This is a genomic window from Streptomyces sp. JK94 (assembly GCF_053613315.1).
The window spans coordinates 15,618-31,378 of the sequence record NZ_JBSICH010000014.1 but is presented as its reverse complement, the minus strand read 5'-3'; the positions used below and the strand labels follow the sequence as shown (position 1 = coordinate 31,378).

Genomic DNA, 15,761 nt, shown 5'->3' with positions numbered 1-15,761 from the left:
GCCGGCCGAGGCCCGGAAGCCGGGGCGGCGGCCCCTCCGTGTGAACGGCGGATGACCCGCGGACCAGTCGGGCATGGCCACGGCCCGACCCGCCCGGGTGGACGGGGCAACGCTCATGGGACGTTCCCCGCCCGGAAAGATCGACGTTGACGCGAGCACGTCCGGTCCGGCGACAACACGGGTATGCGTGTCGTCATCGTGACCGAATCCTTTCCCCCCGATGTGAACGGCGTGGCCCACTGCGCGCTCCAGACCGCCCGGCACCTCGTCGACCGCGGTCACGACTGCGTCGTCGTCGCCCCGGCCACCGCCCCCGGCACCACCGCGGACGCCTCCGCCCCGTGTCCCCTCGTCCGGATCCCCTCCCTCCCGCTCCCCGGCTACCCCCAGGTCCGCGTCGCCCTCCCCAGCCGCCGCGTGGCCGCCGCGATCACCGAGCACCGTGCCGACCTCGTCCACCTCGCCAGTCCGTTCGTCCTCGGCGTCCGGGGCATGGCCGCCGCCGCCCGGCTCGGTGTGCCCGCCGTGGCCGTGTACCAGACCGACCTCGCCGGATACGCCCGTACGTACGTGGGCGCGGGCGAGGCGGCGGCCTGGCGGCGCATCCGCTCCGTGCACTCCGCCGCCGACCTCACCCTCGCCCCGTCCGGTGCGGCCCTGCGCGACCTCCGGGCGCACGGCGTGCCCAGGGTGGCGCTGTGGCCGCGCGGCGTGGACACCGTCCGCTTCCGGCCCGGCCTGCGCGACGAGGCGCTGCGCCGCGAACTCGCCCCCGACGGCGAACTGATCGTCGGCTACGTCGGACGGCTCGCCCCCGAGAAGCAGGTGGAGCTGCTGTCCGGGGTCTGCGGCCTGGACGGTGTACGCGTCGTGGTCGTCGGGGACGGGCCGAGCCGGCCGGGCCTGGAGCAGGCGCTGCCGGGCGCGGTCTTCCTGGGCCGCCGTACCGGCGACGACCTCGCCCGGGTCTTCGCCTCGCTGGACGTCTTCGCGCACACCGGCCCCTTCGAGACGTTCTGCCAGACCGTGCAGGAGGCCATGGCCAGCGGCGTGCCCGTCGTCGCGCCCGCCGCGGGCGGCCCGCTGGACCTCGTCGCCCACGGGCGCACCGGTCTGCTGGTGCCGCCGCGCGACGCCGGCGCCCTCCGGGACGCGGTCTGGTCCCTGTCCGCCGACCCCGCACTGCGGGCCGGGTACGGTGCCGCGGGGCGGGCCGCCGTCGAGGGACGCACCTGGGCGGCCGTCGGCGACCGGCTGGTCGGGCACTACACGGACGTGCTGGCCTCGCGCAAGGCGGTGCTGGCGGCATGAGCGCCCTGCGGATCGTCCGGCTCGCCAACTTCGTCGCGCCCGCGTCGGGCGGCCTGCGCACCGCGCTGCGCGAGCTGGGCAAGGGGTACCGGACGGCCGGGCACGAACCCGTGCTGATCGTCCCCGGGGAGCGCGCCGACGACCGGGAGACCGAGCAGGGCCGGGTGATCACCCTGCCCGGACCGCCGCTGCCGGGCACCGGCGGCTACCGCGTCCTGACCGACAGGCGGCGGGTGGCCGCGCTCCTGGAGGAGCTGGCACCCGACCGCCTGGAGGTGTCCGACCGCACCACGCTGCGCTGGACCGGCAAGTGGGCCCGGCGGGCCCGGGTCCCCGCCGTGATGGTGTCCCACGAGACCACCGACGGGGTGCTGCGCACCTGGGGCCTGTCCGAGCGCGCGGCCCGGCGCACCGCCGACGCCCTCAACATCCGTACGGCGCACACCTACGCGCGCGTGGTGTGCACCACGGAGTTCGCCGAGCGGGAGTTCGTCCGCGTCGGGGCCCGCAACGTCGTACGGGCGCCTCTGGGCGTCGACCTGGCCGGGCGGCATCCGGCGCTGCGTGACCCCGGGCTGCGCGCCCGGCACGCGCGCGTGGACGAGACGCTGCTGGTGATGTGCTCCCGGCTGTCCGTGGAGAAGCGGCCCGGCACCGCGCTCGACGCGCTGGCGGCGCTCCGGCGCCGCGGAGTGCGGGCGGTGCTGGTGGTCGCCGGCGACGGGCCGCTGCGTGCGCGGCTCGAACAGCGGGCGCGGGAAAGCGGACTGTCCGTGACCTTCCTCGGGCACGTCGCCGACCGAGCACTGCTCGGCGCGCTCCAGGCGTCCGCCGACGTGTGCCTGGCGCCCGGACCGGCCGAGACCTTCGGACTCGCCGCGCTGGAGGCGATGGCGTGCGGTACGCCCGTGGTGGCCAGCGCGTCGTCGGCGCTGCCGGAGGTGATCGGCCCCGCCGGTGCCGTCGCCGCCGACCGGGGGGAGGCCTTCGCGGACGCCGTGGAACTGCTCCTCGGACGGCGGGAGACGGACCGGCGGGAGGCCGCACGCGCGCGTGCGGAGCACTTCGGCTGGGACGCGGCGGTCGAGGCGTTCCTGGCCGCGCACGACGCGACGGTGCCCGCGCGTCCCGTACGGCCGCACGATGCGACGGTGTCGGTACGTTCCGTACGGCCGCACGATGCGACGGCGCCCGCGCGTTCCGTACCGCCGCACGACGCGATGCTGCCCGCGCGCCCCGTACGGCCGCACACCGTGCCGTGAGGCGTGTCCGGGCCGCGGCCCTCGGCCCCCGGCGACTGACCTGCCGAGGGCCGCGGCGACCCGGCGGGATGGGGCGGTTGGTGCGGCCGGGCGGTTGCGCTGCTCGGCGCCTGCTCGCCGGACGACGTGGGGCGCGCCGGCCTCGCCCTCCGAGGGACGCGGGCCCGTGACGTCGCCGGGAGCCACGGCCGGCCGCCGCCCCGCCCCGCCCCGCCCCGCCCCGCCCCGCCCCGCTCCGCGGCCCGGCACGGAGGGCGCGGGGCCGGCGGCCCGGTCGACGGTGCGCGCCGGCCGAGCAGGCGCGCGCACGCGGCACCGCGGTGCTCAGCGCCCGCGTACGGCCACGAAGCGGACCGGCGTGCCCGGTGCCGCCTGGGCCGCCGCCGGGAGGTCGGCCGTGCGGACGACGCCGATCACCGGGTAGCCACCGGTCGTCGGGTGGTCGGCGAGGAACACCACCGGCCTGCCGGCGGGCGGCACCTGCACCGCGCCCAGCACCATCCCCTCACTGGCGAGTTCGCCGGAGCGGGCGCGCTGCAGCGCGGGCCCGTCCGTGCGCAGCCCGATGCGGTTGCTCGCGGACGACACCCGGTAGGCCCGGGAGGTGAACGTCCGTACCGCCTCGGGTGTGAACCAGTCGGCGCGCGGGCCCGGCGTCACCCGCAGGACCAGCTCCGCCGGGGGCGCGGGCTGCGGGGCCGCGTCCACGCGCGCGTGCTGTCCGCGCGGTCGCCCCAGGGGAAGCACCGTGCCGTCGGTGAGGGGCGGCGGCCCGAGACCGGACAGCAGGTCGGTGGAGCGGCTGCCGAGGACCGGCTCCACGAGGACGCCGCCGGAGACGGCCACGTAGGCGCGGACGCCGGTCACGGCCGCACCGACGTCCAGCAGCGCACCCGCCGGTACGTGGACCGGCGCGCCCCAGGGCGCCGGCCGCCCGTCCACCGTCACCGGGCACGGGGCGCCGCCGACCGCCACGGTCACCGCACAGCGCGGACGCAGGGCGCAGCCGGTGAGCGTGGTCTCCAGGACGGCGGTGCCGGGCGGATCGCCGACCAGCCGGGTGACCAGCGCGGCCGCCGGCGCGTCGAGCGCCCCCGAGCGGGGGACGCCGAGGTGCGCGTGGCCGGGGCGGCCCCGGTCCTGCACGGTGGTCATGGCCCCGGCGCGGACGACGGCGAGCGCACGGTCCGTCATGAACCCTCCCGGTGTCCGTGGGCGACGAAGCGCACGCGCGTACCCGGCGACAGCAGCGCCGCCGGCACGCGTGTGTGGTCCCACAGGACGGCGTCCGTCGTACCGATCAACTGCCAGCCGCCCGGCGAGGAACGCGGGTACACGCCCGTGTACGGGCCCGCCAGCGCCACCGAACCGGCCGGGACGGCCGTGCGCGGGGTGTCCCGGCGCGGCACGTCGTAGCGCGCGGGCAGACCGGTCAGGTACCCGAAACCGGGCGCGAATCCGCAGAAGGCGACCCGGAACTCGGTGCCCGCGTGGACGCGCGCCACCTCCCCCTCGCTCACGCCCCAGTGTGCCGCGACGTCGGCCAGGTCCGGGCCGTCGTAGCGGACCGGGAGCTCGACGACCCGGCCCGCGCGCGGGGGAGCGGGCGGTATCTCGGCGGAGGCCAGTTCGGACGCCAGCCGGACGGGGTCGGTGAGGCCGTCGAGGAGGACGGTGCGGGCCGCCGGGACGATCTCCCGGGCCGCGAGTGCGCCCTCCGCGCGGCGCCGCAGCAGCTCCGCATGGAGCGCCTCGGCCTCGTCGCCCGAGGAGACCTCCACGAGCAGGGCGTCGTCGCCGACCCGCAGGACGTTCACGCGAAGGCCTCCACCCGGATCCCCGACGCCTCCAGCCGCTGCCGTACCCGGTGGGCCAGGTCCACCGCGCCGGGCGTGTCGCCGTGCACGCACAGGGAACGCGCGCGCACCTCGACCCGGGCCCCCGAGCGGGTGGTGACCGTGCCGGAACCGGCCAGCTCCACCGAACGCCCCACCACGGCGTCCGGGTCGGCGACCACGGCGCCGTCCTGCCCGCGCGGCACGAGCGTGCCCTCGTCGGTGTACGCCCGGTCCGCGAACGCCTCCGGGACGGCCGGCAGCCCGGCCCGGCCGGCCAGCTCCAGCACGCGCGAGCCGGGCAGCCCGAGCACCGGCAGGGCGCCGCCCGCCAGGAGCACCCCGTCGACGACGGCGGCGGCCTGCTCCGCGTCCCGGACCACCCGGTTGTACAGGGCACCGTGCGGCTTGACGTACGCCACGCGCGTGCCCGCCGACCGTGCGAAGACCTCCAGGGCGCCGATCTGGTAGGCCACCTCGGCCGCCAGCTCGGCGGAGGGCACGTCCATCGCGCGCCGTCCGAAACCGGCCAGGTCCCGGTAGGAGACCTGGGCGCCGATCGTCACGCCCCGCTCGGCCGCCCGTTCGCACACCCGCCGCATGGTGGCCGGATCCCCGGCGTGGAAGCCGCAGGCCACGTTGGCGCTGGTGACGACGGAGAGCAGGCCCTCGTCGTCGGTGAGCCGCCAGCGGCCGAAGCCCTCGCCGAGGTCGGCGTTGAGGTCGATCGAGGTCATGTCTCCAGTGTCTCCGGTCTCGTGTCTGCGGTCTCGGCTGTGCGGCGGGGCGGCCGGATCACACCACGCGGTACTGCTCGTCCCGGACGTCGGTGAGGAACATCTGCCCCGGTGCGTGGGTGATCGCGAAGGGCGGCCGCGAGGCCATGACGGCCGCCTGCGGGGTCACCCCGCAGGCCCAGAAGACCGGGATGTCGTCCGGCTGGGCGTCCACCGGGTCCCCGAAGTCCGGCCGGCCCAGGTCGTCGATGCCGAGCGCCGACGGGTCCCCGCAGTGCACCGGCCCGCCGTGGACGGCGGGGAGCAGGCTGGTCTCGCGGATCGCCGCCGACAGGTGCGCGGGCGGCACCGGACGCATGGACACGACCATCGGCCCGTGCAGCCGGCCGGCCGGACGGCACCGCCGGGTGGTGACGTACATCGGGACGTTGCGGCCCTGCTCGACATGCCGGAGGGGAACACCGGCCGAGGCCAGCGCCCACTCGAAGGTGAAACTGCAGCCGATCAGGAACGACACCAGGTCGTCCCGCCAGTGGGCGCGCACGTCCGTCGGTTCGTCCACCAGCGCGCCGTCCCGCCACACCCGGTAGCGCGGCAGGTCGGTGCGCAGGTCGGCACCGTCGGCCAGCACGGTGGTCCAGGACCCGGCGTCCGTGACGTCGAGCACCGGGCAGGGCCCCGGATTGCGGGTGCAGAAGAGCAGCATGTCGTACGCCCAGCCGGCGGGCACCGAGATCAGGTTGGCCTGGGTGCGCCCGGCCGCGACCCCGGCCGTGGGCCCGGTCAGGCCCTCGCGCAGGCGGGAGCGGGCCGTTTTCGCACTCCACGCGTGCGCGTGCTCGTCGACGAGGACGATCGGCCGGTCCTCGGCCATGCGGTGCGACTGCTTCACGTCAGTTCCCTTCCGCGTGTCTCGGGCAGCCCCAGCAGAGCCAGTGCCGCGATGCCGTAGCCGATGGCGCCGAAGACCAGCGCGCCGCCCACGCCCCAGCTGCCGGCCAGGAAGCCGACCGTCGTCGGGAAGACGGCGCCCACGGCGCGTCCGGTGTTGTACGTGAAGCCCTGGCCCGCGCCCCGCACGGCCGTCGGGTACAGCTCGCTCAGGTACGAGCCGAAGCCGCTGAAGATCGCCGACATGCAGAAGCCGAGCGGGAAACCGAGCACCAGGAGCAGGGTGTCGGCGCCGCCGGGAATGTTCGCGTACGCCAGGATGCACACGGCCGACAGCAGGGCGAAGAGCCAGATGTTGCGCCTGCGGCCGAGGAGGTCGGTGAGGTAGCCGCCGGTGAGGTAGCCGGTGAAGGCGCCCGAGATGAGGAACGTCAGGTACCCGCCCGTGCCCACGACCGACAGGCCGCGCTCGTCCTTCAGATAGGTCGGCACCCAGGTGGCGAGGGTGTAGTAGCCGCCCTGGACACCGGTGGAGAGCAGGCTCGCGAAGAGCGTGACACGCAGCAGGCCCGGCGTGCGGGCCGTGCCGGGCTCGAAGATCGCCGCGAACGAGCCCTTCCGCGTGCCCTTCTCGCGGACCTCGGCGGCCCTGGGCGCGTCGTGCACGCTGCGCCGCACCCAGACCACGAGCAGCGCCGGCAGCGCACCCGTCCAGAACATGACGCGCCAGGCCAGGTCGTCCCCGACCAGCGAGAACACCAGCGTGTACACGACCACGGCGAGCGCCCAGCCCACGGCCCAGGAACTCTGGATCGCGCCCAGCGTGCGTCCCCGGTGCCTGGCGCTCGCGTACTCGGCGACCAGGATCGCGCCGACCGCCCACTCACCGCCGAAGCCGAGGCCCTGAAGTGCGCGGAAGACCAGCAGCGTCTCGTAGTTGGGCGCGAATCCGCAGGCCACCGTGAACACGGCGTAGGTGATGACGGTGAGCAGCAGGGCCTTGACCCTGCCGATGCGGTCCGCCAGGACACCCGCGAGGGCGCCGCCGACCGCGGAGACCACCAGCGTGACCGTCGTGAGCAGCCCGGTCTGGCCGCTGTCCAGGCCGAAGTACGCGGCCAGCGCGACCATGGTCAGCGGCAGGGTGAAGTAGTCGTACGAGTCGAGGGCGTAGCCGCCGAACGCGCCGCCGAAGGCGCGGCGGCCCCGCGGACCGAGGGCGCGCAACCAGCCGAACGGGCCGCCGTCCGAGAGGGGTTCGACGGTGCCGGGACGGGCTTCGGCGGACACTTCGGCGGACAGGGACCGCGGTGGAGGGGTCGTGCTCATGAGCACCTCGCAGAGGGAGGACGGAGGGTGCTTGCCGAGGGTGAGCCGGTCGGTGCGGTGGTGCGGTGGGCCGGTCGGTGCGGTGGGGGAGCGGGTGTCGTGCCGGGCGTCGTGCCGTGTCCCGTGCCGGGGAGCCGCCACCTGAAGGCACCGTAGGGGATCGTTCAACGATCCCTCAATACCCCTGTTGTTTCGTTCTGGCGTCTGCGGTTGAATTCCGGGCATGGCAGAGCAGTTGACGGGACTGGCCGACGACCGCGCCCTCCTTGGGCGGACCAGCACCGCCGAGCGGGTCTCGGACATCCTCAGGAGCCGGATCGCCGAGGGCTACTTCCCACCCGGGACCCGGTTGTCGGAGGACAGCATCGGCGGCGCGCTCGGAGTCTCCCGCAACACCCTGCGCGAGTCGTTCCGGCTGCTCACCCACGAACGCCTGCTCGTCCACGAGCTGAACCGGGGCGTCTTCGTCCGGGTCCTGACGGTCGAGGACGTGGAGGACATATACCGCACCCGGTCCCTCGTCGAGTGCGCCGTCGTCCGGAGCCTCGGCGAGCCGCCGTACGCCCTGGACGCGCTCGCCGAGGCGGTCGAGGAGGGGCGTCGGTCGGCCCGCGAAGGTGACTGGAAAGGTGTGGGTACGGCCAACATCCACTTCCACCGGGAACTGGTCGCCCTCGCCGGCAGCGAACGCACGGACGAGCTGATGCGCAGCGTCTTCGCCGAACTGCGTCTCGCTTTCCACGTCGTGGACGACCCGCGGCGCCTGCACGAGCCGTACATCGCGCGGAACGCGGAGATCCTCGCGGCGCTGGAGAACGGCGAGCGGGAGACGGCGGAGCGACTGCTCGGCGTCTACCTCCGGAACTCGCTGAAGCGGGTCGTCGAGGTCTACCTGCGCCGGGTCGGGGACGACGGGTAGACCGACGGCGCCGGAGGGAGCGGGGCGGGGCGCGTGCCGCCGACCGGAGCGGCGGCCGGGGCCGGGTGCCGCAGGCCGGATCAGGGGGCGGGCCAGGGTCCGCAGGCCGGGCCGCGGGCCGGGGCGGGCGTTCCACGTGCCCGTCGTGCGGGGGAGCATCTGCGCCGTTTGGGCCGTTGTCGGACCGAGGACCTAGTCTGTGCACCGTGACTTCGCCTGCACCGACGGACAGCGTTCCGCCCCAGCTCAGCGCGGGGCCGCGCCCTGCGACGGGCCCGGCCGCCGACGAGGGACTGGCGCGGCGGCTGCGTGCGCTCGCCTGCACGGCCCCGCTGCACGACCTCGACGCGCGCAAGGCGAACCTCGCCGGTGAGTACTCGGTGTACGGCATGGCGGAGGTCGCCCTCGCCGCCATCGACCTCGTCACGCTCACCATGGACTTCGACACCGGCGCCGACCACGACCAGATAGTGGCCCGGCTGACCCCGCGCGTCGCCGCCCAGGCCCCGGCACGGCCCGCCGCCGAGCACGAGCGGGTGGCCCGCTGGGTCCTGGAGAACCTGATCAACGTCGGCAGCGTCGACCGCGGCTTCCGCGCGGTGTACGGCACCTTCGGACCGGACGGCACCTACGTGCGCCGGGACTACGACTTCAAGCTGCTCGAAGAGGTCCCCGGTCCCGGTGGCACCATCTACCTGCGCACCACGGACGAGGCGGTCAACGTCCTCGTCGGCGCCCTCGACACCGACGTCACCAGCGCCCAGATCGCCGCCGAGGTCAAGCTGGAGGTGCTGATCAGCCGTGGCCGCCTCGCCGACGCCCAGCTCGCCGCCGAGCAGGCCCGGTACCGGACCGTGCAGTACTCGGAGACCCTCCGCAAGGCCCTGGACGCCACCCGGCGCAACGTCCGCGCGGTGGACTGGCTGACCGCCGTCCCCGACATGATCGCCGAAGCACTGGACCACGTCGCCGACCGGTACCGCCACGAGAACGCGATCCTCACCAACATCCGCAAGGCCCGCGACGAGTCCGAGGACCCCGAGCAGAAGCGCCGCGCCGCCGAACTCGTCGACATCGTCAAGGACTGCATCCGCCGCCACACCCAGCTCCAGTCCCGTCTCCTGGAGGCCGGGCCGCTCTTCCGCGCGGAACAGGACCGGCAGGCCTTCGGCACCCCCCTGACGACCTCGGGCCTCGACCTGTACGGCCACCTCCTCGCCCCCGCCCTCCCGCTGCCCCTGGAGCGGGCGCTGCGCGTCACGGACGCCTTCTTCGCGCGGGGCACCGGTCTGCGCACGCCCGTCTCGGTCCGGGTCGGCGACCTCGTCGACCTGCTGCTGACGCCGCCCGTGGAGCGGGAGCACCTCGGCGCCGAGATGCCGGAACCCGACCTGATCGCCACCCCGGACGACAGCCGCTTCAGCGAGGGCCAGCTCGCCGCCGCCATGGAGCTGCTCGACCTGCCGCACGACGCGCCGCGCCGGCTCTCCGGACTGCTGGCCGACGCCCGCGCCCAGGACCCCGACCTGCCGTACCTCGTCGCGCTGCTGGCCGTCCACGCGGCCAGCCCGCCGGTGGGCACCGCCTACCGGCAGGGCGAGCCCAAGCTGCTGTTCGCCGTGGACGACGGCACCGAACTGGACGACCCCGAGTTCGGCGGCGCCGACCTCATCGTGGGCACCGCGCTGCTGGATGCGGCCGGGATGGCCGCGGACCGCACGGAGGCGGCATGACCGGCGCCCGCGACCTCACCCCCGCGCACCAGCACATGCACCAGCACATGCACCAGCACAGCAAGGAGTACCGACCGTGACCGAGCACGTCGACCGGAGCGAACCGGAAGCGGGCGCCGCACCGGCCACCGCGGCCGTCACGCCCGCCGACGCCGCCGACGCGGCGCGGCTCGTCGCCTTCGGCCTCCAGCCCAAGCTGCTGCCCGCCCGCGACCAGGAGTACGCCGACCTGCTGCGCCGCTACCGCGAGGACCCACCCTTCGCGCGGCTCGCCGACGCCGTGGCCGCCGGACTCGGGCTGATCGTCCTGGAGGTGTCCCCGCGCGCGGGGATGGCCGTGACCGCCGCCGAGGACTCGGTGTTCGCCGTCCGCATGGGCGACTACGCGCGGCGTGCCGCGACCGACTCCGGCGACCGCTTCCTGCACGGCCTCGCCCACCTCGCCGTCGCCGCCATGGCCTACCCGCGCCCGGAGGACCTCGCCGACGACGGCTACATCGGCCGTGTCACGGTCAACGGCGTGGACGCCTTCGTCCGCCAGGCCTGCCGCCGGCTCGAGGAGCGGGCCGAGGAGCAGGGCGAGAACACCGACCCGGCCACCGGCGCCCCGGGCCTGGAGGCCGCCTGGCGGATCTGGGCCAGACGCAGCTCCACGGGCGCCACCAAGGACGCGCGCAGGCTCCCCGGCTCCACCACGGGCATCGTCGGCAAGGCCGCCGCCTTCCTCACCGAGTCCGGCTTCCTCCAGCGCACCGGCGACGAGAACGGCGGCACGTACCGCACCACGGCCCGCTACCAGCTCCAGGTGCGTGACATGGCGGGCAGTGCCGCCATGGCCGAGCTGCTGGAGCTGGGCGTCGTCCCGGTGACCGACGGCACGGCGACGCTGCTGCCCGCCGAGGAGACGGAGGACCTGGAGCTGGTGGCCGACGCCGGGCTGCCGTTCCACTCTTCCTGACCCCGACCGCCCCCTCCCGTCGCCCCGGCCTCCTTCCCGTCTCCCCGACATCCTTCTCGTCCCCTCGACTTCCCTCTCCCCGACTTCCCGAAGACTTACGAGAGTCCGCCATGTACGAGCTGTCCCGGGTCCGCCTCTACTCCATCGGACCCGCCGGTGCGCGCTACGCCGACACCGTGCTTGACCTGCGCGGTGTGGGCCTGCCCGTGCCCGACCCCGCGCCCACGCAGGCGGAGTTCTTCGAGGAGGAGCCCGACGGCCCGCCGCGCCGGCCCGCACCCGCCGGCGTGCTGTTCCTGGAGAACGGCGGCGGCAAGTCCGTCCTGCTCAAGCTGATCTTCTCCGTCATGCTGCCGGGCCACCGCAACACGCTGGGCGGCGCCAGCTCCGGCGTACTGCGCAAGTTCCTGCTCGCGGACGACTGCGGACACGTGGCACTGGAGTGGCAGCATGTGCAGACCGGTGAGTGCGTCGTCGTGGGCAAGGCCAGCGAGTGGCGGGGGCGCCAGGTCTCCAACGACCCGCGGAAGTTCGCCGAGGCCTGGTACTCGTTCCGGCCCGGCCCCGGACTGACCCTGGACAACCTGCCCGTCGCCGAGGCCACCGCCGTACGCCCGCCCGTCGAGGGCGTCTCCGGCGCCCAGGGCCGGCGACGCACCATGAAGGGTTTCCGGGACGCGATCACCGAGGCCGGGAAGGCGTATCCGCACCTGGAAGTGCACTGGGAGGAGATCCACGACCGCTGGATCGAGCACCTCGGCGACCTCGGCCTCGACCCCGAACTCTTCCGCTACCAGCGCGAGATGAACGCCGACGAGGGGGAGGCCGCCGGCCTCTTCGCCGTCAAGAAGGACTCCGACTTCACGGACCTGCTGCTGCGCGCCGTCACCGACACCCGCGACACCGACGGACTCGCCGATCTGGTCAGCGGATTCGGCAACAAGCTGGGCCGGCGGGCCGAGCTGATCGCCGAACGCGACTTCACCGCCGGGTCCGTCGACCTCCTGGGCCGGATCGTCGAGGCCACCGAAGCCCGCGCCCGCGCGCGGGACGTGCACACCGCCGCCGAACGCCGGACCAGGACCCTGGCGCGTCGCCTCTCCGCCCGCGGAGCCCGGGAGCGGGTCCGGGCCGGGGATCTCGCCCAGCGGGTCACCGCCGCAGCCTACGCCGTCACCCACGCCGAGTCGGCCCGCGACCGCAGCGCCCTCATCACCGCCGAACTCGCCTACCGGCACGCCTCGCTGGCGCTGAGCGCGGCCGAGAAGTCGGCCGCCGCGCAGAAGCGGGAACTCGCCGACGCGCGCACCCTGCACTCCGCCTGGCAGGCCGCCGAAGCCGTCCTGCGCCACCGGGCCGCCGCCGACCGCGTCGCCCGCGTGTCCGCCGCCATCCAGGAGGCCGAGCGGGACGCGGCCCCCGCGCTCGCCGCCCGCGCCAGGGCAGCCGTCGACCTGGTCCGAGCCCTGCACGCCGCGGCCGGAAAGGCCGAGGACCACGCCAACGAGGAGGAGGAGCGGTCCGCCGCCCTCCAGGGCGTCAGCGACACCGCCCACCGGGACTCCACCGCCGCCGCCACCGAGGCGCAGCGCGCCCGCAGCGAGGCCGGCCATCTGCGTCAGCGCCTCACCGAGGTCGAGCAGGAGACCGCCGAGGCGGTCCGCGCGGGCTGGCTCGACGACAGCGCACCCGACGCGGACCCCGCCCGCGCCGCCCTCGCCGCCAGCGACGCCGAGAAGACGACCGTCGCGGCCTGGGACACCGCCCGCGAGGCGGCACGCCGGGCCACGGAGCACGCCCGGGAGGCGGCCGCCGCGGAGAGCCGCGCCGAACTGACGGCGGCCCGCGCGGCGGACGCGGCCACCGCGGCCGAGCGCGCCCACGAGGCCGAGCGCCGCACGGTCGGGGCGCTGGCGGCCGATGAACGGCTCGCCGAACTGCTCGGCCTGGCCGCCGGGACCCGCCCCGGCATCCCGCAGCCCCGCCAGGCCGACCGTGACCAGGCCGCCGCGCCCGGGACCACGGAACAGGGGGCGCTCACCCCCGAGGAACTCGACCGCTTCGCCGACGAACTGCGCGAACTGCTCGACGACACCGTCTCCTCCGCCGAACGCCACCTGTTCGAGCTGCGCACCGCCGCCGCCGACGACTCCCGCATCCTCGGCGCACTCGGTGACGGCGGACTGCTGCCGCCCGGCCCGGACGTGCTGGCCACCGTCGAGTTCCTCGGCGAGCACGGCATCCCCGCCCTGCCCGGCTGGCGCTACCTCGCCCAGGCCGTCGACCCCGCCGACCACGTGCGCGTGCTCGCCGCCCGGCCGGAACTGGTCGACGGCGTGATCATCACCGACCCCGACTCGCACACCCGTGCCCGCGACGTCCTCGGCGACGCGGCGCTGCTGCCGCGCTCGGCCGTCGCCGTCGGCACGGCTGCCGCCCTGCTCGCACCCACCCCGGGGCCGGACTCCGGCAGCGGGGACGTCTTCCTCGTCCCGCCCAACCCCGCCATGCACGACGAGCACGCCGCCGACGAGGAGCGGCAGACGCTGCGCGCACGGGCGACGGAGCGGGACGAGGAGATCCGCGCCCTGGCCGCCCGGCTCGCCAAGGACCGCGAGCTGGCGGCCCGGCTCGGCTCCTGGCGCGCCGGCTGCCCCGCCGGACGCCTCGCCGAGCTGGCCCGGACCGCCGAGGAGGCGCGCGCCTTCGCCGAGGAGACCGAGACCGAACTGACCGAGGCGCGCACGGTACGGGCCGAGGCCGACGAGAGCGCCGCCGAGGCGGTCAGGATGCGGGACGAGCGGCAGGAGGCCGCGCAGAAGGCCCGCCGTGCCGCCGACGCCCTGGCCGGACTGGCCTTCCGGCTGCGCGAGCGCGCCGGCTGGCAGGCCCGGCTCCGTGAACTGGCCGACGAGGGCGCCGAGGCCGAGGCCCGAGCCCAGGCCTGTGTGGAACGGGCCCGCGCCGCCGACGAGGACCGCCGGGCCGCCCAGCGTGCCGCCGACGACGCGCGGCGCACCGCCCGCGCGCTGCGCGCCGAACGCTCCGAGATCGCCGGCGCCCCCGACGACGTGGCGGCGGATGCCGACAACGGCACGGACGCGCCGAAGGCCTCCCTGCCGGCCCTCCGCGAGGCCTACCGCGCCGCGTCCCAGCTGTACGCGCAGGTCGGCGTCGGCGCCGACCTGCGCGCCGAGCAGGCCCGTGCGGAGAGCGACGAGAGCGCGGCACGCGCGGAGCTGGACCGGCTCAGCAACAAGGTCCGCACACGGGCCGGGCAGCTGCTGGAGTCGCCCGACGGCTCCGACGGACCGTCCCGGCAGGCCGCCGCCGCCCGCGCGGAGGAGCTGGTCCAGCTCCTGGAGACCCGGATGTCGAGCGCCAGCGAGCAGCTCGGCCGGCTGCGCGGCGAGGCCGAACGGCACGCGCCCGAGGACGGCGACGCCCACACCGGACTCCCCGAGGAACTCCTCCCGCGCGACGCCGAGCACGCCCAGACCCTGCTGCGCACGGCGAACGCCGAACTGGCCTCCAGCACCGAGGCACTGACCGCGGCCCGCGAGGCCCACTCCGAACTCCTCGACGCGCACCGCGCCGCCGAGGACGCGGCCGGCGGCTTCGACGAGATCGCCGCCATGCTCCGCGACCTGCTGCGCGAGCACGCGCCCGAGGAGGAACGGGAGGAGGCCGAGCCCTTCCCGGGCGGTCTGGAGGGGGCCCGGCAGTCCGCCACCGAGGCCCGCCGCTCGCTGCGCGGCTGCGCCGCCGACCTGTCCGCCGCCGAGACCGCCGTACGCGAGGCGAGCGACATCCTCGTCCGGCACGCCAACTCCACCCGCTACGAGCAGGTCCGCACCCCCGCCCGCCAGCAGATCCGGGAACTGCCCGCCTCCGCGCTGCCCGAGCACGCCGCCAAGTGGGCGGACGCCTTCGCGCCCCGGCTCCGGGTGCTGACCGACGAGCTGGCGCAGCTGGAGCGCAACCGCGACTCGATCGTGGACCGGCTGCGCGGCCTGGTCGAGTCCGCACTCGCCACCCTCCGCTCCGCCCAGCGGCTCTCCCGGCTGCCCGAGGGCCTCGGCGAGTGGTCCGGGCAGGAGTTCCTGCGCATCCGCTTCGAGGAACCCGACCAGGCCATCCTCACCGAGCGGCTCGGCGAGGTCGTCGACGAGGCCACCCGCGCCGCCGTGAAGAAGAACTCCGACCTGCGCCGTGACGGCATGTCCCTGCTGCTGCGCGGCGTCGCCGCCGCACTCCGGCCCAGGGGCGTCGCCGTCGAGATCCTCAAGCCCGACGCCGTACTGCGCGCCGAGCGCGTGCCCGTCGGTCAGATGGGCGACGTCTTCTCCGGCGGCCAGCTCCTCACCGCTGCCATCGCCCTGTACTGCACGATGGCAGCACTGCGCAGCAACGACCGGGGCCGCGACCGGCACCGCCACGCCGGCACCCTGTTCCTCGACAACCCCATCGGCCGCGCCAACGCCACCTACCTGCTGGAGCTCCAGCGGGCCGTGTCCGACGCCCTCGGCGTACAGCTCCTGTACACCACCGGCCTGTTCGACACGACGGCGCTCGCCGAGTTCCCACTGGTCATCCGGCTGCGCAACGACGCCGACCTCAGGGCCGGCCTGAAGTACATCAGCGTGGAGGAACACCTGCGGCCGGGCCTGCCCCAGCCGACACCGACGGGCGAGGGCGAGACGGTGCACAGCGAGATCACGGCGACGCGGATGTACAAGAGGCCCGCCCGGCCCGCCCGGTGAGGACGCGGCCCGGCCGGCCTCCG

The 15,761-nt window shown here is 75.6% G+C and carries 11 protein-coding genes; 6 read left to right on the top strand and 5 right to left on the bottom strand.

Annotated features, from left to right (window positions below; all coding sequences use genetic code 11):
* Positions 1 to 183 precede the first annotated feature (183 nt).
* Both ACVV2G_RS13280 and ACVV2G_RS13275 read left to right on the top strand, forming a co-directional pair.
* A complete protein-coding gene (locus ACVV2G_RS13280) occupies positions 184 to 1,311 on the top strand; it encodes a glycosyltransferase family 4 protein (protein ID WP_453842885.1) in 1,128 nt (375 codons plus the stop codon).
* Positions 1,308 to 2,573, top strand: coding sequence for a glycosyltransferase (locus tag ACVV2G_RS13275; RefSeq protein ID WP_453842884.1), 1,266 nt, complete (start codon positions 1,308 to 1,310; stop codon positions 2,571 to 2,573). The genes ACVV2G_RS13280 and ACVV2G_RS13275 overlap by 4 nt, the downstream gene beginning before the upstream one ends.
* Before the next feature lie 324 nt (positions 2,574 to 2,897).
* Here ACVV2G_RS13275 and ACVV2G_RS13270 read toward each other — a convergent pair whose 3' ends face one another.
* From ACVV2G_RS13270 to ACVV2G_RS13250, 5 genes are read right to left on the bottom strand one after another with little or no spacing between them, the layout of a single operon-like run.
* Positions 2,898 to 3,767 carry a 5-oxoprolinase subunit C family protein gene (locus ACVV2G_RS13270; RefSeq protein ID WP_453842883.1) on the bottom strand — a complete coding sequence of 290 codons (870 nt, stop codon included), beginning with the start codon at positions 3,765 to 3,767 and terminating at the stop codon, positions 2,898 to 2,900.
* Positions 3,764 to 4,390 carry a 5-oxoprolinase subunit B family protein gene (locus tag ACVV2G_RS13265; RefSeq protein WP_453842882.1) on the bottom strand — a complete coding sequence of 209 codons (627 nt, stop codon included), beginning with the start codon at positions 4,388 to 4,390 and terminating at the stop codon, positions 3,764 to 3,766. Before ACVV2G_RS13265 ends, ACVV2G_RS13270 begins: the two co-directional genes overlap by 4 nt.
* Entirely contained in the window at positions 4,387 to 5,145 is a 759-nt protein-coding gene (locus tag ACVV2G_RS13260) for a LamB/YcsF family protein (protein ID WP_453842881.1), read from the bottom strand. Before ACVV2G_RS13260 ends, ACVV2G_RS13265 begins: the two co-directional genes overlap by 4 nt.
* A gap of 58 nt (positions 5,146 to 5,203) precedes the next feature.
* Positions 5,204 to 6,019, bottom strand: coding sequence for a putative hydro-lyase (locus ACVV2G_RS13255; RefSeq protein WP_453843083.1), 816 nt, complete (start codon positions 6,017 to 6,019; stop codon positions 5,204 to 5,206).
* 14 nt (positions 6,020 to 6,033) lie between these two features.
* Complete coding sequence (locus ACVV2G_RS13250; protein ID WP_453843082.1) at positions 6,034 to 7,365, bottom strand: MFS transporter; 1,332 nt, start codon at positions 7,363 to 7,365, stop codon at positions 6,034 to 6,036.
* A 223-nt stretch (positions 7,366 to 7,588) separates the two neighbouring features.
* Between ACVV2G_RS13250 and ACVV2G_RS13245 the strand changes: the two genes are divergently transcribed.
* The 4 genes from ACVV2G_RS13245 (at position 7,589) to ACVV2G_RS13230 (ending at position 15,738) form a co-directional block, all read left to right on the top strand.
* Entirely contained in the window at positions 7,589 to 8,284 is a 696-nt protein-coding gene (locus tag ACVV2G_RS13245; protein WP_453842880.1) for a GntR family transcriptional regulator, read from the top strand.
* 206 nt (positions 8,285 to 8,490) lie between these two features.
* Entirely contained in the window at positions 8,491 to 10,017 is a 1,527-nt protein-coding gene (locus ACVV2G_RS13240; protein ID WP_453842879.1) for a hypothetical protein, read from the top strand.
* 76 nt (positions 10,018 to 10,093) lie between these two features.
* Positions 10,094 to 10,975 (top strand): hypothetical protein, encoded by an 882-nt coding sequence (locus ACVV2G_RS13235; RefSeq protein WP_453842878.1) that lies wholly within the window; start codon positions 10,094 to 10,096, stop codon positions 10,973 to 10,975.
* Positions 10,976 to 11,085: 110 nt separating this feature from the next.
* The gene (locus ACVV2G_RS13230) at positions 11,086 to 15,738 is read left to right on the top strand and encodes a hypothetical protein (RefSeq protein ID WP_453842877.1); all 4,653 of its coding nucleotides are present in this window, start codon (positions 11,086 to 11,088) and stop codon (positions 15,736 to 15,738) included.
* The last annotated feature ends 23 nt before the right edge of the window (positions 15,739 to 15,761 follow it).